The organism is Isoptericola sp. 178, assembly GCF_030586525.1.
Lineage (GTDB): Bacteria > Actinomycetota > Actinomycetes > Actinomycetales > Cellulomonadaceae > Isoptericola > Isoptericola sediminis.
In genome coordinates, this window is the sequence record NZ_JAUQYN010000001.1 from 598,835 (window position 1) to 617,746 (window position 18,912).

Consider the following 18,912-nt stretch of genomic DNA (forward strand, 5'->3'; position numbering starts at 1 on the left):
CCCGCGCGATCGCTGGCGGGGCGCCGTGTCGACGTCACGGCCCCGGGCCACTGTCGGCGCGGCGGGGCCTGGTGCGTCGTCGCCCCGTCCACCCCGTTTCTCCACAGCGAGACCCGGACGTGGGTGGTCTTCCGGCCACGCCCGGACACCCGCGTCGTCACCCGCGGCCCGCACTCGGTGCGGATCGGCCCGTCGTTCTCCGGTCGACCGTCGTCCCGTCGACGAGCCGGCCCGCAACCGTGCGGTCCGGAGGTGCTCCCCGGCGGAACTGCTACCGCCGTTTCTAGACCCGCCTCGGGCCCCCTGCAAGGGTCCCGGCGGACGAAATTCTCAGCCACAGGTTCGTCCACAGTCGGAGGCGCGGAATCCCCACACCGTCCACAGCGCTGTGGACAAAATCTGTGGACACGCGTTCACGGGACGGCCCTGCCCGGCTGCGGCACCCTGCCGCAGGGCGCCCGACGACACGCGGCGGACACCCGCGACCGGTACGAGGAACCGCAGGATCCCGGGGATGAACAGCACGGAGACACGCCGTTCCCGCTCGTCGCGGCTGTCCGAGCACCTCCCGGCCCCCGGCGTTCACCGGAAGCGGCCGGGGAAGATAGCACGGCCGGCGGGCGTCCACACTCCTGTGGACAACGTGCTGGTCAGACCCAGGCGCGTGTCGGCGACCGCTCCTCGTCGACCCGTCGGTCGACCTCCGCCGTCGTCGCGACGAAGGCGCCGTCGTCGACCAGCACTCCGCCGGACCGGGCGTGCATGAGCAGGGCCAGCCGCGCCACCGTCGCACGCATCCGGTTCCGGGCGATGACGTGCACCCCCGACGGCTGCTCCAGCCGCAGCTCGTACGGGTCCTGCGGGACCCACCGGACCTCGACCGCGAAGGGTCCGTAGTCGTTCACGTCGACGTCGACCAGCGCCCTCGGCACGCGGTCGACCTGCCGCGCGTCGAGCACGATGCTCCCGTCGTACGGCGTGCGCGCGACCAGCCGGTGGCTCGTGGACCCGTCGGGCTCCGGGGTCTCCGCCTCGTGCTCGGCCGTGGCCACGACCGACCGGAGCAGGGCCAGGAGGTCGGCCGCGCCGATCGGGTTCGCCGAGAAGAGACGCAGGTCGACCGAGCCGGCCGGGTCGGGGCGCAGGAGCTCACGCCCGTCGGCCAGGAGGAGCCCGCCGAGCTTCCGGGCCGCGGCGACCCCCCACTGGACCAGACGCAGCTCGTCATCCTCCGGCAGCCCGGCCGCGAAGGCCCGGGCCACACCGTCGCGGTCGTCCGGCGAGGCGGGTCGCGGACCACGCCGGTCGAACGTCCCGTCGACACGGCCGAGGGCGAACACCCGCACCGGCCCCGTCATCCCGAGCTGCGCGGCGACCTCGGCCGGCCCGGTGAAGGGACCGGCGACACCGTGCTCGGCGCCGATCCCGAGCACACCCGGGCCGACGTCCCGCGGGTCCGGCGCCGCCGCGGCCATCCCGCGGAAGCGCGCGCCCCGCATCGGCTGCGGCCCCGAACGCGCCTCGGGTTCCTTCAGCCACCGGGCGTCGGAGAACCAGGACTCCGCCAGCCGTCGCACCGTCGCGACCTCGGTCGCGTCAGGCAGGACGAGCAGGTGGTTCGACACGTGCTCCGGGGGGACGAGCGCCTGGACGTACGACATGTCGCGGACGCTACTCCCCTCGGGGGCGCGGCGGGAGCCCCGAAGGTGACGTCCGTGTTACGTCTGCTCGGGAACGAGCAGACCGTCCGGATGCCGGGATGCCGCGCGGGACACGCCGGCCCCGGAGTGGTGTCGCTCACAGGGACGCGTGTGCCGGGCACTGACCTGACGACCGGGCCCTATGCTGTCAGCATGCCCAAGATCATCGGCAAGAGTCTTCACGAGCACCGCCAGATGACCCGGCACAAGCTGTTCGCGGCGTTGTCCACGCTCATGGCAGAGCGGGGGTTCGACACGATCACGCTGGCCGACATCGCCCAGGCCGCCGGCGTGGGCCGGACCGCCGTGTACAACCACTTCGCGGACAAGGAAGCCCTGCTCCTGGGCTTCATCACCCACGAGACCGAGCAGTACGCCCACACCCTGGAACGCGCCCTCGCGGAGGTCGACGACCCCGTCACCCAGCTGCGCACCTACATCCGCCAGCAGGCGCAGCTGACCACCGTCTTCCACCTCGCGCCGGGTCCGGACCTGCGCACGGTGCTGTCCCGCAGCACCCAGTCCCGGCTGCGCGAGCACGCCGAGATCGTCGAGTCGATCCTCAAGCGCATCCTGCGTGACGGCGTCGAGACGGGCGCCTTCCCGCCCCAGGACATCGAGCCCACGGTGCAGCTCGTCAACGCCTGCCTGTCGGGACGGCTCATCCCGACCGACCAGGAAGCCCGCGAGCGCACGATCCGCGCCACCGAGACCTTCGTGCTGCGCGCCGTCGGCGCCCGGCCTCAGATGGCGGCCTGACCGCCCGTCACCACCAGGCGTCGGCAGGACGGTGGCGGTGCTCCGGCGGCGGCGTCACGTACGGCACGGGCACCGGCGCGAGATAGGCGCGGGCGAACTCCAGGGCCGCCGCCAGGTCGGAGTGCCGCTCGTGGGCGTCGTTCGCCTTCCGCGTCCCGATCTCCAGGCAGACGTCACCGCGGTAGCCGTTGTGGGCCAGCTCGGTGAGCACCTTGTCGCAGTGCATGTCGCCCCGGCCCGGCACCAGGTGCTCGTCACGGATGTTCGACGTGCCGTCCGCCAGGTGCACGTGCCGCAGCCGGTCGCCGAACTCCCGGACGAGGTCCAGGCCGTCCTGCTGGGCGACCGCGGCGTGCGACAGGTCCAGCGTGACGGCGTCGTAGTCGTGCTCGGAGGGGTCCCAGCCGGGCAGGTACGCCTTGAGCTCACGGTCGAGACGGGAGTGCGGCCGCCACGGGTACATGTTCTCCACGGCGACCGTCACCGGGCCCTTGGCGTTGAGCTCGCGGACCTGGTCCTCGAAGCCGCGCGCGTACTTGTACTGCCACCGGAACGGCGGGTGCACCACCACGGTGTCGGCGCCGAGCTCGCCGGCCATGTCGACCGCGCGGTCGAGCTTGGCCGCCGGGTCACGCCCCCAGACGCGCTGGCTGATCAGCAGGGTCGGGGCGTGGATGGACCGGATCGGCATCCCGGTGCGCTCGGACAGGCGCGCGAGCGTGCGCGGGTCCTGCGTGGCCGGGTCGGACCAGACCATCACCTCGACGCCGTCGTACCCGATCTCGGCCGCCACCTCGAAGGCGAACGCCGCGCGCCGAGGGTACACCGACGCGGTGGAGAGAGTTACGGAGATCGGCGTCTCGGCCATGTCGCCACCCTAGCTCGGGCACCTGCAAGAACGCTGGACACGTTACCCCCGAAAGACGTGGGGCGCTGCGGTCGGTCCCGACGCACCGATCGGGGGCGGCTACCCTCGGTGCCATGGTGCGCGCGGTGGTGTTCGACGTCGGGGAGACCCTGATCGACGAGACCAGGATCTTCTCCCGGTGGGCCGACCGGCTCGAGGTGCCGCGGGGCACGTTCCTGGGCCTCGTGGGCGCCTGCGCCGCGGCGGACCGGCCGCTCGTCGAGGCCTTCGAGCTCGTCCGGCCGGGCCTCGACCTCCCCTCCGAGATGGCCCGCTGGGCCGCCGAGGACCCCACGGGACTCCGCGAGAACTTCGACGCCGACGACCTGTACGACGACGTCCGTCCCGCGCTGTCCGCGCTGCGCGACGCCGGGCTCGCCGTCGTCGTCGCCGGGAACCAGCCTCCGCAGGCCCGGGCCGCGCTCGAGGCCATGGACCTGCCCGTCGACGCCATCCGCACCTCCGACGAGTGGGGGGTGGAGAAACCCGCGCCGGCCTTCTTCGACCGCGTCGCCGAGCTGGCCGGGCACGCGGCCTCGGACATCGCCTACGTGGGCGACCGCCTCGACAACGACGTGCTCCCCGCCGCCGACGCCGGGATGCGGCCCGTGCTGGTCCGTCGCGGACCGTGGGGCTACTGGCACGCGACCCGACCGGAGGCCGCACGGGTCGACGTCGTCGACTCGCTCGCGGAGCTGGTCGGGCTGCTGACCCGCTGACGCCGTCGCCGGCTCCGGTCAGTCCCGGTCCGGAGGCGCTGCGGCCGCGTCGTGCTCCATCTCGTTCGGCACCAGCGCGTCCTCGTCGATCTTCCCGGTCCGGAAACCCGCCCGGCTGACCAGGTGGGCGGCCACCGGCGCGGTCGCGAGCTGGAAGACGACGACGAGCGCGAGCATCGTCACCGCCGACCAGCTGCGCACCCGCAGCGCGAGCCCGAGGAGCAGCAGGATCAGTCCCAGCACCTGCGGCTTGGTCACCGCGTGCATCCGGCCGAGCAGCGAGTCGAAGCGCACGGCGCCGACCGCCGCGGCAAGCGTGAGGAACGCCCCGGCGAGCAGGCTCACGCCCGCGACGACGTCGGCGAGCGTCGTCCAGAACCCCGGGTCGACCTCGGTCATCGGTCCCCCTCCTCGGCCTCGGGGGCCTCGCCCGGCACGGAGTCGGGGTCGTCGGCGGCTCGGCGCCGGACGGCCGACGGCTCCCGTGCGGCGAACCGGGCGATGGCGACCGACCCGACGAAACCGACCAGGGACATCGCCACGAGGATCGGGATGGTCTCGGTCCGCCGGGTCCAGGCGGCCTCGATGGCGACCACCCCGACCAGGGCCGCCGCGAGCAGCTCGAGCCCCAGCGCGCGGTCCAGCATCGACGGTCCCCGTTCGAGACGCACGAGCGCCAGCAGCGCGGCGACGGCCACCATCACCGCGGCCAGCACGACGACGACGATCATGGGTGCGCCTCCGTCCCGTCCTGCGCCCGGCACCGGTCGAGCACGTCGCGCGGCGCGAAGCTGCGCAGCACGCGGTCCTCCAGGTCGAGCAGGTAGTCGCGGACCCCGTCGGGCCCGCCGGAGCTGCCGATGTCCAGCACGTGCACGGACAGCAGGCCGGTGTCCCGCTCGGTCTCGACCACCAGCGTCCCCGGCACCAGCGTGGAGAGCACGGCGGTGGTGGTCAGGAAGACGTCCTCCGGGTTGCGCAGCCGCACCTGCACGACCGCGGCCTGCGGGGCCGGCCCCGGGCGGATCGCGATCCACGCGACGTTGAACGACGCCACCACGAGGTCGACGACGAAACGTCCGAGGAGCCCCAGGAAGGGGCCCGGACGGACGGTCCAGCGCGACGGGATCGGCGGCAGGGGCAGCGCGACGACGACGAGCACGCCCAGCGCCAGCCCGCCGAGCACGTTGGCCCAGGACAGGTCGCCCCACAGCAGCACCCAGACCACGGTGAGGCCGGCCAGGGCGGGCCACTGCGCGGCCACGCGGCCGGCCCGGGCGCGCAGGGTCTTCTCCGCCGCGTCGTTCACGGCCCGTCACCCCCCTCGGTCTGCGCGTCCGTGACGTCGGCGGACTGTCCCGTGCCGCGGTCGGACCCGCCCGGGTACACCGCCTCGATGTAGGTGAACCCGTCCATGGTCGTCGCCGCGGAGCGGTCCGCGTACCCGTACAGCGGACCGGCGACCACCGTCAGCGACAGCCCGAAGGTCACCAGGGCGGCGGCCGGCCACACCATCGTGCGCGGCATCGGCGCGTGCTCGGGGATCTCGGCGGGCGCGGTCTGCCAGAACGCCTTGTTCCACGCCTTGACCACGGCGTAGAGCGTCAGCAGCGAGGTGGCGACCGAACCCACCACGAGCGCCCAGGCCAGCGGCGTGCCGATCCGGACGCCCTCGGTGAGCAGCCCGACCTTGCCGAGGAACCCGGACAGCGGCGGGATGCCCGCGAGGTTGAGGGCCGGGACGAAGAACAGCACCGCCAGCAGCGGGGCGAGCTTCGCCAGGCCGCCGAGCCGGTCCAGGGACGTCGACCCGCCCCGCCACTCGACCAGCCCCACCACGAGGAACAGGGCCGTCTGGACGGAGATGTGGTGCACGACGTAGAAGATCGCCGCGGCGGTCCCTGCCTCGGACGCCAGCGCGACGCCGAAGATCATGAACCCGATGTGGCTGACCAGCGTGAACGACAGCAGACGTTTGACGTCGTTCTGGGCCACCGCACCCAGGATGCCGATGACCATGGTGGCCAGGGCGACGACGAGGAGGATCTGGTCGACCACGGGGCTGTCCGGGAAGATCAGCGTCTGGGTGCGCAGGATCGAGTACACGCCCACCTTGGTGAGCAGCCCCGCGAACACGGCCGTGACCGGGGCGGGGGCCGTCGGGTAGGAGTCCGGCAACCAGAACGACAGCGGGAACACCGCCGCCTTGATCCCGAACGCCAGCAGGAGCAGGAGCTGCAGCGCGACCCGGACCGTGTCGTCGATCTCGGGCAGGCGCACGGCGAGCTGGGCCATGTTGACCGTGCCCGTGGCGGCGTAGATCAGCGCGATCGCCGAGAGGAAAAGCACCGAGGAGGCCAGCGCCACGATGAGGTACACGGACCCGGCCCGCACCCGTTCCGCCGTGCCACCGAGCGTGAGCAGCACCGCCGACGCGGCGAGCAGGATCTCGAACCCGACGTAGAGGTTGAACAGGTCACCGGTGAGGAACGCGTTGGAGACGCCGGCAGCCAGCACCAGGTAGGTGGGGTGGAAGATGGCCACCGGGATCGCCCCGCCGACGCGTGCCTCGTCGACCGTCTCCGCCTCGTTCTCGGGCACGCCCTGACCGAGCGAGTACAGCAGGACGCAGAGCAGCATCACGCCGCTGACCGTGAGCATCAGGGCGGCGAGCCGGTCCGCGACCAGGGCGATGCCGACCGGTGCGGCCCAGCCGCCCACGTCCACGACGACGGGACCGGCATCGGCCGCGAGGACCAGACCCACGGAGGCCAGGGTCGAGGCGACCAGCGCCGCGACCGAGATCGTGCGCTGGACGTTGGCGTAGCGGTGCAGCGCCAGGGTGAGACCGGCCGCGAACAGCGGCACCAGCACCGGCAGCGGGACGAGGGTCTCCGGCCCCCAGGCCGCGGGGATCCAGCTCATCGCGCCTCCCCCGGTGTCGTCACACCGGAGGTGTCGTCGCCGGGGGCCTCGTCACCGGGGGCCTCGTCACCGGCGACGTCGTCGTGCACGGCGGCGGCCTCCTCGTCGAGCGTCTGGCCGGTCTCGTCCGCGTCCGCGTCCTCGTAGGCCGGGGCGTTCAGCGCGGCGTGCCGCGCGACCCGGCGGTCCTCGACGTCGTCGGCGACCTCGTCGTGGCCGTGCAGCTGCCACGACCGGTAGGCGAGCGCCAGGATGAACGCGGTCAGGCCCAGGGTGATGACGATCGCGGTGAGCGTCATCGCCTGCGCCAGCGGGTCGCTCATCGGCTCGTCGGAGCTGCCCACGATCGGCGACGCGCCCGCCCGGCCGCCCGCGACCAGCAGCATGAGGTTGACGCCGTTGCTGATCAGGATGAACCCGAGCAGGATCCGCGTCAGCGGCCGCTCGAGCAGCAGGTAGACGCCCGTGCCGCACAGCACGCCGACGGCGAGGACCAGCACGGCCGAGGGGGTGTTCTCCAGGACGATCACCGCGACTCCTCCCCCGCGACGGCGACGACGTTCTCGGGCAGCTCGCCCTGCCGGTCGATCTCGGCGCCGAGCGTGCGCAGGACGTCCAGGACCAGCCCGACGACGAGGAGCATCACGCCGACGTCGAAGAACAGGGAGGTCACCAGGTGCACCTTGCCCAGCAGCGGGACGTGGAAGTCGAAGGTGAAGCTCTCCAGCACCTCCTGCCCGATCAGAAGAGCCCCGAGGCCGACGCCGGCCGACAGGAACAGCCCGGTCCCCAGCAGCAGGCCCGGTGGGACGGGCATCGCCTCACCGAGCTCGTACCGGCCGCCGGCGAGGTAGCGCACCGCCAGCGCGATGCCCACGACCAGCCCCGCCGCGAACCCCCCGCCCGGCGCGTTGTGCCCGCTGAACAGCAGGAACAGCGCGAAGACGATCATGGCGTGGAAGACCAGCCGGGTCACGACCTCGAACATGACCGACCGACGCTCGGGGGCGAGCGTGCGGCCGGCGGCCAGCCACTCCTTGCGCTCCCCGGAGTCCGCCCCCGGGGCGCGCGACAGCCGCAGCACCGCACCGCTGCGCTGCCGCAGGAACACCAGCGACGCCACGCCGGTGGCCGCCACGAGCAGCACGGACAGCTCCCCGACGGTGTCCCAGGCCCGGATGTCGACCAGCGTGACGTTGACGATGTTGTCCCCGCTGCCGTACTCCACCGCCTCGGCGGGGAAGTCCACGCTGATGGGCGGCTGCACCCGGGCCAGCGGGGCCGCGAGGGTGAGTCCCATCATCACGACGCCCGTCGTGACGCCGAGGACGACCCGCACCCACCGGCTGGCGGTGAGCGGCCGGTCGGTGAAGTACGGCGGCATCCGGCGCAGCACGAGGACCAGCACCACCAGGGTGACCGTCTCCACCAGGACCTGGGTCAGCGCCAGGTCGGGAGCCCCGTGCAGCAGGAACAGCGCGGCGTTGGCGTACCCCGCGACACCGACCAGGACGACCGCCTTGAGCCGACGCCGGGCCCGCGCCGCGAGCACGGACGCCACGGCCACGATCGCCACGACGGCCGCCTGCGCGGGCCGGTCCCACGGCACCACGTCGACGGCGACCGTGGTGCCGGTGAGCAGGCCCGACAGGATCACGGCCCCCGGGGCGACCGCCAGCACGACCAGCACGATGCCGAGGTAGAACGGCAACGAGCCGCGCTGCGTGGCTCCGGTGACGTCCGCCGCCAGGTCGTCCAGCCGGCGCATCGACCGGCGGTAGACGAGGTCGGCGCCGCGCGGTGACGGCAGGGACGCCTGCCAGCGCTCCACACGGACCCGTTGCCCGAAGAGCACGGCGCCGACGGCGAGCACCAGCACGGAGGTCGCCAGTGCCGGCGTGAACCCGCCCCACAGCACGAGCTTCCCGGGGTCACCGCTCGGGTAGGTGTCGGCGAAGGGCGCCAGCACCCGCTCGCCGACGGACGGCACGAGCGCGACGAGCAGCCCGCCGAGCGCGAGCACGGCCGGCGGCGCGACCAGCAGCGCCGGCTGGCGACGGTGCGGCACCGCCGGGGCACCGCCGTCGGGCAGGGAGCCCTTGGTGCCGAACGCCCCCCACCAGAACCGCAGCCCGTACGCCACGGTCAGGATCGACCCGACGACGACCGCGACGAGCGCGGCGACCTCGAGGCCGCCCGCCCCGTGGGTCACGTCGTGCCAGAGCCCCTCCAGGGCCGCCTCCTTGGCCACGTACCCGGCGAACGGCGGCAGCCCGATCATCGACGCCGTGGCGAGCAGTCCCGCCGCCGCCGTGACGGGCATGGCTCTCCACAGGCCGGACAGACGGCGCAGGTCACGGGTGCCGGTGGCGACGTCGACGACCCCGACGACCAGGAACAGCGCCGCCTTGAACAGGGCGTGGGCGCCGAGCAGGGCGAGCCCGGCGAGCGCCGCGGCGCGGGTGCCGAGCCCGAGCAGCAGCACGAGCAGCCCGAGCTGGGAGACCGTGCCGAAGGCGAGCACGAGCTTGAGGTCGTGCTGGCGCAGGGCCCGGTAGCCGCCGAGGAGCAGCGTCGCCGCGCCCAACGAGACGACCGACCAGCGCCAGACCGGCTCCCCGGACAGGCCCGGGGCGAACCGCGCCACGAGGTAGACGCCGGCCTTCACCATCGCGGCGGCGTGCAGGTAGGCCGAGACCGGGGTGGGGGCCGCCATCGCGGCCGGGAGCCAGAAGTGGAAGGGCACGAGGGCCGACTTCGTGGCGGTGCCGGCGACGAGGCAGAGCGACGCCACGACGGCCGCGGTGCCCGTGGGCGGGTCCGCGACGACCTCGGAGACGCGCCAGGTGCCGGTCGACACCCCGAGCACGATGAGGCCGACGAGCATGGCCAGCCCACCGGCGGTCGTGACGACGATGGCCTGCATCGCGGCCCGCCGGGACGCCTTGCGGTCGGCGTAGTGGCCGATCAGCAGGTAGGAGAAGACCGTGGTCAGCTCCCAGAAGACGAACAGCAGCAGGAGGTCGTCGGCGGTGACCAGGCCCATCATCGCGCCCGCGAACGCGGTCAGCGTGCCGGCGAAGCGTCCCGTACCGAAGGCATCGCGGGAGAAGTACGCCGAGCAGTACAGCAGCACCAGGGCACCGACGCCGCCGACGACGAGCAGCAGGAGCCAGGAGAGGGCGTCGAGCCGCAGGTCGATGGTCAGGTGCAGACCGGGCACCCAGGGGATGCTCGTGACCGGTGGGTCGCCGTCGAGCACCGCCCGGGTGCTCACCAGGGCGTAGCCCGCCGCGGCCGCGGGCCCGACCGCGAGCACCCAGAACGCCCGCCGACCCAGCAGCGCCACCAGAGCGGGCGCCGCCACGGCCAGCGCGAAGGTCAGGAGCAGGACTGCCAGCACGGCGCTCCGTCCGGTCGTGGGGCGGGGACATGACTCTAACCGGGGACGGCGCCGCCGTCCCGGCAGACGCGACGGGCCCGGGTCAGCCGCGCAGCGGCAGCGTCAACGTCGCGGCGCCGTCGGCCGTGACCGTCACGGGGACGCCCCAGTCCTGCTGGGCGAGGTGGCAGGCGGGGAAGAAGTCCTCCGGCTCACCGTCGGGGCCGAGGGCGACGTCCTGCGGCGGCAGGTCGCAGGAGGCCGCCTTCGCCGTCACGTGCAGCACGCCCTCGGCGACCGCGGGGTCGATGCGCAGGTCACGCACCAGGTCGGTGCCGTCGCCGGCCCCGTCGAGCAGCAGCTCCGGCGGCGTGGCGCTGATCCGCAGCTCGGTGGACGGCCCGAACCGGTCGTCGAGCTTCTGCCCGGGCGCCGGGGTGAACGGCACCTCGAGACGGACCGTGCCCCCGGCGATCTCCGTGGCCTCGCGGGCGACGCGGTGCGCGCCGCCGTCGAGGACCCGGCCGACGAGGTCGGCGGGCAGCGCGACCCGGGTCAGCCGGTGCGCCGCGGACTCCACGACGAGCAGGTGCACCCGGCCCTCGCCCTCCTGGACGAGGACGTCGCTGGGTTCGGCGAGCCCGGTGGCGAGCGTGGTGACCTCCCCCGAGCGCGGGTCGTACCGACGCAGCGCGCCGTTATAGGTGTCGGCCACGACGGCCGACCCGTCCGGCAGCGTGGCGACACCCAGCGGGTGCTGGAGCAGCGCCTCGGCGGCCGTACCGTCCCGGTGCCCGAAGTCGTACAGACCCTGCCCGACGGCGGTGCTGACGTCGACGTCCGCGGCTCCCGCGGGCGTGACACGGCGCAGCGCGGACGTCTCGGCGTCGGCGAGCCAGAACCCCCCGTCCGGTCGGCGGTCCTCGTCGAGCGTGGGGGCGAGCCGGGAGGGCTGGGCGAACCACGCCGCCGCACCCGGGCCGTCCTCGAGGCCCTCGTTCATCGTGCCCGCCAGCAGGCGCAGGCTGCCGTCCTCGTCGGACGCCACCGGGTCGAACGCCCACAACGTGTGGTTGCCGGCCATGGCCACCACGAAGGCGGACAGCGGCTCCGACCACGCCACGTCCCACGGGGAGGACAGCCGGACCGTCGACGCCGAGAGCTCCTCCTCGGACGGGTGGGCCCGCGGCTGCTCACCCGGGACCTCCACGTTCTCGTGACCGCCGACCATGTACTGACGGCCGGTCCCGGCCACGGTGTACACCTCACCCGACTCCAGGTGGACGCCGCGCAGCGTGTGGTTGACCGTGTCCGCCACCAGGACGTCGTAGCCCAGGCGCTCCCGCAGCGCGTCCGGCACGAGGCACAGCCCGTTCGGCTCGCTGAACCGCGCGGCGTGCGTGCCGTCGGGAGCGGGACCGCCGTCGACCAGCCCCCGCTCGCCGGAGCCGATGCGCCGCACCAGCGTCTCGCCGTCCGGCGCGAGCTCGGCCAGGCCGTGGTGCCCGGCGTCGGCCACCAGCAGGTTCCCGCCCGGCAGCTCCACCGCCGCCGCGGGGAACCGCACCGTCGTGGGCTCCGGCGTCGGCGCCACGTACGGGCCGTCCCCGCGGTGCAGGGTGCCCTTCGCCTCGTGCTCGGCGACCAGCTCGCGCACGAGCGCCGCGACCGCGGACGCGTGCCCCTCGCCGGCCATCTGCGCGACGACGTACCCCTGCGGGTCCACGACGACGAGCGTGGGCCACGCCCGGGCCGTGTAGGCATCCCAGGTCACGAGCTCCGGGTCGTCCAGGACCGGGTGGCGCACGTCGTACCGCTCGACGGCCGCCGCGAGGGCCTCCGGGTCGGCCTCGTGGGCGAACTTCGGCGAGTGCACGCCGACGATCACCAGCACGTCGCGATGAGCCTCCTCCAGCTCGCGCAGCTCGTCGAGGACGTGCAGGCAGTTCAGGCAGCAGAACGTCCAGAAGTCCAGCACGACGATCTTGCCGCGCAGGTCGGCGAGCTGCAGCTCACGGCCGCCGGTGTTCAGCCAGCCGCGGCCGACGAGCTCGGACGCGCGGACCTTCGGGAGGGTGGGAATGGTGCTCACCGCCCCATTGTCCCCGCGCGGGCGCGATCGCGGCGAGGTGACCGCACACCGGGACGCCGGGCTCCGGGGAGTGGCCGGGGCTCGGCACGACTACGCGTCGACGTCTCCGGCCCGCTGGTCGAGGAAGGCATCGATCTCGCTCCAGGCGCGCGCGTACGACGCCAGGATCGCGGCCTTCATCTCCTCGCTCGCGCCCGCGGCCTGGGCCTCGTGCACCGCCAGGAAGGAACCCTGGGCGACGGCCGCCTGGACACGTGGCTTGACGTTGCGCATCGCCTGCTCCGTCGTGAACAGCGCCGGCTCGGAATCGTGCATGACCAGCACCGTAGGCACCGCCACCGACACGATGCGTCTCAGAGCGCCTGGACGGCCCCCACGACGTGCACCCGGACCGGGACGCCCTCGACGTCGGGCGGCACGTCCTTGCGCGCCCGCACGGTGGTGACGTTCACCTGCAGGACCCAGTCGTGGGAGTCGCCCCGCTGGGCCAGACCCACCCCGCACACGCCGTCGACCTGGGCGACCTTCTCCCGCAGCGCGCCCTTGGCGGCTCGGGCCTGCTCGATCGTGGCCATGGCCACCACCTCCTGGTCCCATTCTCCCCCGCGGCGCGCTGCAGTGCCACGATGGGCGGGTGACGACGATTCCCACCGTGACCCTGAACAACGGCGTCCCCATCCCGCAGGTCGGTTTCGGGACGTACAAGATCGGCGACGACGAGACGCGAGAGGCGGTGCTGCAGGCCTTCGAGGCCGGGTACCGGCACATCGACACCGCGCAGATGTACCGGAACGAACGCGGCGTGGGCGAGGCGATCACCGCCTCGGGGCTCCAGCGCGGCGAGGTCTTCGTGACCAGCAAGCTCAACAACGCCAACCACGCCTACGACGACGCCCTCGCGTCGTTCGACCGCACGCTGTCCGAGCTGCAGCTCGAGTTCGTGGACCTGTTCCTCATCCACTGGCCGCTGCCCGCCGTCGGCCGCTACCTGGAGGCCTGGCGCGCCCTCGAGGAGATCCTGCACAGCGGGCGGGCGCGGGCGATCGGCGTGTCGAACTTCCAGCCGACGCACCTGCGCACCCTGCTCGACGAGGCGACGATCGTGCCGGCCGTGAACCAGATCGAGATGCATCCCTGGTTCACGAACTCCGACGTGCGGTACTTCGACGAGAGCCACGGCATCACCACCGAGGCGTGGTCGCCGCTGGGGCGCGGCAAGGCGCTGGAGGACCCGACGATCACGCGGATCGCGCAGGAGCACGACGCGACCCCGGCCCAGGTCGTCCTCGCCTGGCACCTGGCCCGCGACGTCGTCGTCATCCCCAAGTCGGTGACGCCGTCGCGCATCGCCTCGAACCTGCGGGCCGTCGACCTGACGCTCAGCGACGACGAGGTCGCGGCGATCACCGCCCTCGACCGCGGCGAGCGCATCGGGTCCCACCCCGACACGGAGAACCGCACCGACCGCTGACCCCCGCCCCCGGTCCGCTGTGGGTATGGAATCTGCGGGTCCGGAGCGGTCCGGACCCGCAGATTCCATACCCACAGCGGGGTCGGGCGGCCCGGCGGGGCGACGGCGGGCAGAATGACCTCATGGAACGCCACACCGTGGTCGCGATCCGCGAGGGGCTGCACGCCCGCCCCGCTGCGCTGTTCACCCAGCTCGCGGCCTCCCAGCCGCTGCCCGTCCGGATCGCCCGGGACGGCGGGGAGCCCGTCGACGCCGCCAGCATCCTCGCCGTGATGACGCTCGGGGCCGACGCCGGCACCTCCGTCACGCTGTCGGTCGACGCCGACGGCCACGACGAGGACGAGGAGACCGCCACGGCGGTCCTGGACACCCTCGAGGAGTTCCTGTCCGACCCGGAACCGGGCTGACCTGCCCGAGGGTCACAGACCCAGGTCGACCAGCACCGGGCGGATGGCGTCCCGCACCGCGTTGCGCGCCTCCATCGGGTCGTCCTCGGCCAGCGCCAGCCGCGCCAGCTCGACGCACTCCTCGTCGGTGACCCGCTGCAGGACCGCCGCGACGTCCGCGAGCGCCCGGGGCGTCATCGACAGCGACCGCACGCCCAGCCCGACGAGCACGGGGGCCAGGGTGGCGTCCGCGGCGGCCTCCCCGCAGACCCCGACGGGTCGGTCGTGCCGGGCCGCCCCCTCGCAGGTCGCGCGGATCAGCTCCAGCACCGCGGGCTGCCACGGGGTGGACAGCGCGGCGAGCTCGCCGAGCATGCGGTCGGCGGCCATCGTGTACTGGATGAGGTCGTTGGTGCCCACCGACCCGAAGGCGGCGTGGGCGAAGACGTCGGCGGCCCGCAGCGCCGCGGCCGGCACCTCGACCATGACCCCGGCGTGGCGCAGCCCGTGCTGCTCGCAGAGCGCGACGAAGTCGGCGGCCTCGCCCGCGGTGGCGACCATCGGCGCCATCACCCACACCTCGGCGTTCTCGGCCTCGGCGGCGGCCGCGATCGCCTGCAGCTGCCGCTCCAGCACGCCGGGCCGTGACGAGGCCGTGCGCAGCCCGCGCACGCCCAGGGCCGGGTTGGGCTCGCCGTCGGCGGTGACGAACGGCAGCGGCTTGTCGGCGCCGGCGTCGAGGGTGCGGACCACGACCTTGCGCCGCGGGAACGCGGACAGCACCTGGCGGTAGGCGGCGACCTGCTCGGACACCCCGGGCTCGGTGCTGCGGCCCAGGAAGCAGAACTCGGTGCGGAACAGCCCGACCCCCTCGGCGGAGGCCTCCAGCGCGGCCTGGGCCCCGGCGGGGTCGGCGACGTTGGCGAGCAGCTCGACGCGGGTGCCGTCGGCGGTGCGTCCGGTCCCGTCGAACGCGCGACGTTCCGCCTCGTGCTGCTGCGCGGCCGCCACGGTGTCGGGGTCGGGGTCGAGGACGACGACGCCGGCCGCCCCGTCCAGGAGCACCGTGTCGCCGTCGGAGATCGCCTCGGCGCCGCGGACCGCGACGACGGCGGGGATCCCGAGTGCCCGGGCGAGGATCGCGGTGTGCGAGGTGGGCCCGCCGCCGCTGGTCACGACGCCGAGCACCACCTCGGGGTCGAGCGTGGCGGTGTCCGCCGGGGCGAGGTCGTCACCCACCAGGACGAACGGGTGGTCGAGCTGCGGCACCCCGGGCGGGCGGACGCCGATGAGCTCGGCGACGATGCGGTCCCGCACGTCGCGCACGTCCCGGGCGCGCTCCGCCAGGGGCGGCCCGAGCTTCTCGAACTGCTTGATCAGCCCGCGCGCGGCGTCCCAGATCGCACGCTCCGGGGTGAGGTGGTCGGTGCGGATGCGCCGTTCGCCGTCGGCGACCAGGGCGGGGTCCGCCGCCATCGCCGCGGTGACGGCGAGGAGGTCGGCCGCGGTGCCGGTGGCGCGGCCGGCCCGGTCGGTCAGCTCGTCGCGGACCGCCCGGGCGGCGGCCGTGAGCTGGGTGACGGCCGCCTCGACGCCCTCGCCCTCCAGACGGGTCGTGCGGGGTTCGGGCACGGGCGGAGGCATGGTGGCCGCGGGGCCCGCCGCCCTGCCCGGACTGACGGGCGCACCCGTGAGAGTCGTGCTCATCGCTGCCGTGACCTCCGTCCGCCCCACCGGTGCCGCGCGGTCGCGTCTCCGATCCTGCTGTGCCTGGCACGCTGTCGGATGAGGCACTCTGTGTCAAGGATCACGTCCGTCACGGCCCACGACTCCTCGGAGGACCCCCGATGCCCCTGATCGTCAGCTCTCCCGTCGCCGGCACCGTGGTCGACGTCCGCGAGGTCCCGGACCCGGTGTTCTCCGCCGGGCTCGTCGGTCCCGGCACGGCCGTCGAGCCCGAGGGGACCGAGGTGGTCTCCCCGGTGGACGGGCGGATCGTCAAGCTGCACCCGCACGCCTTCGTCGTGCAGCCCGCGGACGGACCGGCGGTGCTGGTGCATCTGGGGATCGACACCGTCCAGCTCGGCGGCGCGGGGTTCACCCTGCACGTGGCCGAGGGGGACGAGGTGGTGACCGGGCAGCTCCTGGTGGAGTGGGACCCGACGGCGGTGCGTGACGGTGGCCGGGCCGCCGTCTGCCCCGTGGTGCTCCTGGAGGCGGACCCGGAGCAGGTGGAACCACGGGTCGCCCCCGGCACCGCCGTCGTGCCCGGGGACCCGCTCCTGGCGGCCCGCTGACCGGTGGCAGACTGGGCCGGGAACGAGCCGGTCCCCGTCCGGCGTGGTCAGGGAGGACTCGACTCGACGATGGCGACGCGCCCCGCCGGCCGGACCGGCACCGGTCAGAAGTACCGCGTGGTCCGCGCCTACCTGGCCGAGCTGGTGGACCACCTCGCCGTGGGTGACGCGATCCCGTCCGAGCGGGCGCTCGGGGACCGCTTCGGCGTCTCGCGCATGACGGTCCGCCAGGCGATCGACGCCCTGGTCGCCGACGGGCTGCTGGAGCGGGCGCAGGGCCGCGGGACGTTCGTCGCCCCGCCGCCCGCCGACCTCGAGATGCGGCTGACGACGTTCGGCGAGGAGGTGCGCCGCCGCGGCATGACACCGGGGTCGCAGGTGCTGGAGGCCTCGACCACGCCGTGCCCGGCCCCCGTGGCGGACCTCCTGGCGATCCGCCCCGGCGACGACGCCCACCGCGTGCTGCGGGTGCGCAGCGCCGACGACGAGCCCTGGGCCGTGGAGGACGCCTGGATCCCGGCGCACCTCGCCCCCGACCTGCTCGCCCACGGCGTGCCGGAGAGCCTGGACGCCGAGCTGCGTCGGCGCGGCCACGCACCGACCGGTGGGGACGAGACCATCACGGCCGCGGACGCCACCCCCACCGAGCGCCGGCTGCTCGCCATGACCGGCACGCACGCCGTCATGCGCATCGAGCGCCGCACCTACGTCGACCAGACGCCGCTGATCCACTCGCGGTTCTCCTACCGTGGCGACCGGTACAGCGTGTTCGTGCCGCTGGGCGAGGCCCGCTCCCCCGTCCCGGTGTGGGCCTGACCCGCACCGGCCCGGCGCCGGATCACACCAGGCGCACGCCCAGCGCGTCGAGGACGGCCGAGATGGGGTTGACGTAGGTCAGGCCCGTCCCGTCCGGCCCTCCGGTCTCCGAACCGGCGAACAGCAGGCCCAGGGCGGTGGCGTCGGTGCGGTAGACCAGGGACCCGGAGTCGCCTCCCCGGGAGAACGGCCCGGTGCCGGTCGACTCGACCTCGATCTGGCCGTCGAACGCGAGCAGTCCGAGCTCGGGGCCGTACCCCACCAGGACGTCGTCCATCTCGACGGCGCTGACGCGCCCGTGGGTGTGGCCGGTGGTCCGCCCGATCTTCTCGACGAGGTCGCCCGGCAGCGCCTCCGCCGTCGTCGACACCGCCCCCACGGGGTAGGTCGGGTCGATCTCGGGCCGGTCGAGCAGCGCGACGGCGGCGTCCACCGTGGCGCGCTCCCCCTCGGTCAGGGGAACCACCGCCGCCACGGACCCGACGAGGTCGTGAGGGGCGCGGCCGCCGTCCGCCGGGCCGGGCTGCAGCACGCCGTCCCCGGGGACGCCGTCGAGCACGTGCCGGTTCGACAGCGCGTACACCGACTCCGCGTCCCCGGGCAGGTCGACCGCGGCACCGGCGCACGAGGCGTCCGGGACGACGAACGCGCCGAGCGTGCCGGCGGTGACGTCGACGTGCGCGATCGACACCCCGGGACGCAAGGGGCGCACCCGGCCCGTCTCGCCGACCGCGAGGGCGGTCGCGACCGGGGGCTGCGGACCGAGACCGGTCTCCCGCGGAGTGCCGCGCAGCCCGGGCGCGAGCCGTCGGATGCGGCCGGTGCGGCGGACGTCGGGCGCCTGCCCGGCCTCGGCGGCGATCTTGCGGACCACCGCGCGCGCGGCGGGCAGCCCCAGCCGGTAGCGCACGGCGATCTCGTACTCGCCCTCGTGCTCCGCGGGCGCCAGCCCGATCGCGAGGGTGGGGGCCCGCACCAGGTCCGGTGCCGAAACCGTCCCGGCAGCGCGTGGTCCGACGGCCACCCCGTACCGTCCCGCCAGGTCACGGGCGTAGTCGGTGAGCTGGGCCTTGATCGCACGCGCCTGGGTCAGATCCATGCGGCGAGTCTGGCCCACCCCGCGGCGCGCGGCTCGCCGGGCACGCCGCGCAGCCCCGGAGGGGCCGATCCGAAAAAGATGGCCCGATCACGTCATGAACCGCGGTCGGGTCCCTCTCCCCTGGTGTGAGGAACCCCACGGTCACCGACGTCCGCGCCGCGGTGCGCTGGGCGCTGAGCCACGACCTGGTGGCGCTGCGCGACTACCGCCAGGTGACGCTGCTCGACCGCAGCGCCCGCTGGCAGGCCGACGCGGCACTGGTCGCGCGGTGGCGCGAGGCCACCGGCAACCTGTTCGCCGCCTCCTGGACGCGGGACCCCGCGTCCGAGGAGACGTCGCGGCACCACGTCTCGCACTGA

The 18,912-nt window shown here is 74.2% G+C and carries 20 protein-coding genes; 7 read left to right on the top strand and 13 right to left on the bottom strand.

Annotated elements, in window-relative coordinates:
* Positions 1 to 650 precede the first annotated feature (650 nt).
* The gene (locus tag Q6349_RS02815; RefSeq protein WP_304602760.1) at positions 651 to 1,661 is read right to left on the bottom strand and encodes a hypothetical protein; all 1,011 of its coding nucleotides are present in this window, start codon (positions 1,659 to 1,661) and stop codon (positions 651 to 653) included.
* Positions 1,662 to 1,853: 192 nt separating this feature from the next.
* Between Q6349_RS02815 and Q6349_RS02820 the strand changes: the two genes are divergently transcribed.
* On the top strand, positions 1,854 to 2,459 hold the full coding sequence (locus tag Q6349_RS02820) for a TetR/AcrR family transcriptional regulator (protein ID WP_171246927.1): 606 nt from the start codon (positions 1,854 to 1,856) through the stop codon (positions 2,457 to 2,459).
* 7 nt (positions 2,460 to 2,466) lie between these two features.
* Here the strand turns inward: Q6349_RS02820 and Q6349_RS02825 are convergent, their stop codons facing one another.
* Complete coding sequence (locus tag Q6349_RS02825; RefSeq protein WP_304602761.1) at positions 2,467 to 3,327, bottom strand: sugar phosphate isomerase/epimerase; 861 nt, start codon at positions 3,325 to 3,327, stop codon at positions 2,467 to 2,469.
* A 113-nt stretch (positions 3,328 to 3,440) separates the two neighbouring features.
* Here Q6349_RS02825 and Q6349_RS02830 point away from each other — a divergent pair, with 113 nt between their 5' ends.
* The gene (locus Q6349_RS02830; protein WP_304602762.1) at positions 3,441 to 4,085 is read left to right on the top strand and encodes an HAD family hydrolase; all 645 of its coding nucleotides are present in this window, start codon (positions 3,441 to 3,443) and stop codon (positions 4,083 to 4,085) included.
* A gap of 18 nt (positions 4,086 to 4,103) precedes the next feature.
* On the opposite strand, the gene mnhG is transcribed toward Q6349_RS02830, so the two are convergent.
* The 9 genes from mnhG to Q6349_RS02875 all read right to left on the bottom strand — a co-directional run bounded on the left by mnhG (position 4,104) and on the right by Q6349_RS02875 (position 13,059).
* Complete coding sequence (gene mnhG / locus Q6349_RS02835) at positions 4,104 to 4,484, bottom strand: monovalent cation/H(+) antiporter subunit G (protein ID WP_171246930.1); 381 nt, start codon at positions 4,482 to 4,484, stop codon at positions 4,104 to 4,106.
* Complete coding sequence (locus Q6349_RS02840; protein ID WP_304602763.1) at positions 4,481 to 4,816, bottom strand: monovalent cation/H+ antiporter complex subunit F; 336 nt, start codon at positions 4,814 to 4,816, stop codon at positions 4,481 to 4,483. The genes mnhG and Q6349_RS02840 overlap by 4 nt, the downstream gene beginning before the upstream one ends.
* Entirely contained in the window at positions 4,813 to 5,394 is a 582-nt protein-coding gene (locus Q6349_RS02845) for a Na+/H+ antiporter subunit E (protein WP_304602764.1), read from the bottom strand. Before Q6349_RS02845 ends, Q6349_RS02840 begins: the two co-directional genes overlap by 4 nt.
* Positions 5,391 to 7,010: a Na+/H+ antiporter subunit D gene (locus Q6349_RS02850; RefSeq protein ID WP_304602765.1), complete on the bottom strand. Its 1,620-nt coding sequence runs from the start codon at positions 7,008 to 7,010 to the stop codon at positions 5,391 to 5,393. The genes Q6349_RS02845 and Q6349_RS02850 overlap by 4 nt, the downstream gene beginning before the upstream one ends.
* Positions 7,007 to 7,540 (bottom strand): Na(+)/H(+) antiporter subunit C, encoded by a 534-nt coding sequence (locus Q6349_RS02855; protein ID WP_304602766.1) that lies wholly within the window; start codon positions 7,538 to 7,540, stop codon positions 7,007 to 7,009. Before Q6349_RS02855 ends, Q6349_RS02850 begins: the two co-directional genes overlap by 4 nt.
* The gene (locus Q6349_RS02860; RefSeq protein ID WP_304602767.1) at positions 7,537 to 10,413 is read right to left on the bottom strand and encodes a Na+/H+ antiporter subunit A; all 2,877 of its coding nucleotides are present in this window, start codon (positions 10,411 to 10,413) and stop codon (positions 7,537 to 7,539) included. Before Q6349_RS02860 ends, Q6349_RS02855 begins: the two co-directional genes overlap by 4 nt.
* An 82-nt stretch (positions 10,414 to 10,495) precedes the next feature.
* Positions 10,496 to 12,484: an NHL domain-containing thioredoxin family protein gene (locus Q6349_RS02865; RefSeq protein WP_304602768.1), complete on the bottom strand. Its 1,989-nt coding sequence runs from the start codon at positions 12,482 to 12,484 to the stop codon at positions 10,496 to 10,498.
* Positions 12,485 to 12,574: 90 nt separating this feature from the next.
* Entirely contained in the window at positions 12,575 to 12,799 is a 225-nt protein-coding gene (locus Q6349_RS02870; protein ID WP_304602769.1) for a hypothetical protein, read from the bottom strand.
* Positions 12,800 to 12,837: 38 nt separating this feature from the next.
* Positions 12,838 to 13,059: a hypothetical protein gene (locus Q6349_RS02875; protein WP_171246937.1), complete on the bottom strand. Its 222-nt coding sequence runs from the start codon at positions 13,057 to 13,059 to the stop codon at positions 12,838 to 12,840.
* Between the two features lie 59 nt (positions 13,060 to 13,118).
* On the opposite strand from Q6349_RS02875, the gene Q6349_RS02880 reads away from it, so the two are divergent.
* Positions 13,119 to 13,955, top strand: a complete 837-nt coding sequence (locus Q6349_RS02880) for an aldo/keto reductase (RefSeq protein ID WP_304602770.1) — start codon at positions 13,119 to 13,121, stop codon at positions 13,953 to 13,955.
* Positions 13,956 to 14,077: 122 nt separating this feature from the next.
* The gene (locus Q6349_RS02885) at positions 14,078 to 14,362 is read left to right on the top strand and encodes an HPr family phosphocarrier protein (protein WP_304602771.1); all 285 of its coding nucleotides are present in this window, start codon (positions 14,078 to 14,080) and stop codon (positions 14,360 to 14,362) included.
* Positions 14,363 to 14,374: 12 nt separating this feature from the next.
* Here the strand turns inward: Q6349_RS02885 and ptsP are convergent, their stop codons facing one another.
* Positions 14,375 to 16,048: a phosphoenolpyruvate--protein phosphotransferase gene (gene ptsP / locus Q6349_RS02890; RefSeq protein WP_304602772.1), complete on the bottom strand. Its 1,674-nt coding sequence runs from the start codon at positions 16,046 to 16,048 to the stop codon at positions 14,375 to 14,377.
* 140 nt (positions 16,049 to 16,188) lie between these two features.
* Here ptsP and Q6349_RS02895 point away from each other — a divergent pair, with 140 nt between their 5' ends.
* Together Q6349_RS02895 and Q6349_RS02900 are read left to right on the top strand one after the other, a co-directional pair.
* Complete coding sequence (locus tag Q6349_RS02895) at positions 16,189 to 16,638, top strand: PTS glucose transporter subunit IIA (protein ID WP_304602773.1); 450 nt, start codon at positions 16,189 to 16,191, stop codon at positions 16,636 to 16,638.
* Between the two features lie 69 nt (positions 16,639 to 16,707).
* Complete coding sequence (locus Q6349_RS02900; RefSeq protein WP_171246942.1) at positions 16,708 to 17,454, top strand: GntR family transcriptional regulator; 747 nt, start codon at positions 16,708 to 16,710, stop codon at positions 17,452 to 17,454.
* 22 nt (positions 17,455 to 17,476) lie between these two features.
* On the opposite strand, the gene Q6349_RS02905 is transcribed toward Q6349_RS02900, so the two are convergent.
* The gene (locus Q6349_RS02905; protein WP_304602774.1) at positions 17,477 to 18,553 is read right to left on the bottom strand and encodes a hypothetical protein; all 1,077 of its coding nucleotides are present in this window, start codon (positions 18,551 to 18,553) and stop codon (positions 17,477 to 17,479) included.
* 125 nt (positions 18,554 to 18,678) lie between these two features.
* Here Q6349_RS02905 and Q6349_RS02910 point away from each other — a divergent pair, with 125 nt between their 5' ends.
* Positions 18,679 to 18,912 carry a hypothetical protein gene (locus Q6349_RS02910; RefSeq protein ID WP_304602775.1) on the top strand — a complete coding sequence of 78 codons (234 nt, stop codon included), beginning with the start codon at positions 18,679 to 18,681 and terminating at the stop codon, positions 18,910 to 18,912.

What these genes read in the sequence shown, in the direction of transcription:
- Q6349_RS02870 (WP_304602769.1), bottom strand. Translation starts at nt 12,799, where the DNA reads ATGCACGATTCCGAGCCGGCGCTGTTCACGACGGAGCAGGCGATGCGC.
- Q6349_RS02830 (WP_304602762.1), top strand. Translation starts at nt 3,441, where the DNA reads ATGGTGCGCGCGGTGGTGTTCGACGTCGGGGAGACCCTGATCGACGAG.
- mnhG (WP_171246930.1), bottom strand. Translation starts at nt 4,484, where the DNA reads ATGACCGAGGTCGACCCGGGGTTCTGGACGACGCTCGCCGACGTCGTC.
- Q6349_RS02895 (WP_304602773.1), top strand. Translation starts at nt 16,189, where the DNA reads ATGCCCCTGATCGTCAGCTCTCCCGTCGCCGGCACCGTGGTCGACGTC.
- Q6349_RS02840 (WP_304602763.1), bottom strand. Translation starts at nt 4,816, where the DNA reads ATGATCGTCGTCGTCGTGCTGGCCGCGGTGATGGTGGCCGTCGCCGCG.
- Q6349_RS02820 (WP_171246927.1), top strand. Translation starts at nt 1,854, where the DNA reads ATGCCCAAGATCATCGGCAAGAGTCTTCACGAGCACCGCCAGATGACC.
- Q6349_RS02900 (WP_171246942.1), top strand. Translation starts at nt 16,708, where the DNA reads ATGGCGACGCGCCCCGCCGGCCGGACCGGCACCGGTCAGAAGTACCGC.
- Q6349_RS02875 (WP_171246937.1), bottom strand. Translation starts at nt 13,059, where the DNA reads ATGGCCACGATCGAGCAGGCCCGAGCCGCCAAGGGCGCGCTGCGGGAG.
- Q6349_RS02815 (WP_304602760.1), bottom strand. Translation starts at nt 1,661, where the DNA reads ATGTCGTACGTCCAGGCGCTCGTCCCCCCGGAGCACGTGTCGAACCAC.
- Q6349_RS02850 (WP_304602765.1), bottom strand. Translation starts at nt 7,010, where the DNA reads ATGAGCTGGATCCCCGCGGCCTGGGGGCCGGAGACCCTCGTCCCGCTG.
- Q6349_RS02825 (WP_304602761.1), bottom strand. Translation starts at nt 3,327, where the DNA reads ATGGCCGAGACGCCGATCTCCGTAACTCTCTCCACCGCGTCGGTGTAC.
- Q6349_RS02905 (WP_304602774.1), bottom strand. Translation starts at nt 18,553, where the DNA reads ATGGATCTGACCCAGGCGCGTGCGATCAAGGCCCAGCTCACCGACTAC.
- Q6349_RS02885 (WP_304602771.1), top strand. Translation starts at nt 14,078, where the DNA reads ATGGAACGCCACACCGTGGTCGCGATCCGCGAGGGGCTGCACGCCCGC.
- ptsP (WP_304602772.1), bottom strand. Translation starts at nt 16,048, where the DNA reads ATGAGCACGACTCTCACGGGTGCGCCCGTCAGTCCGGGCAGGGCGGCG.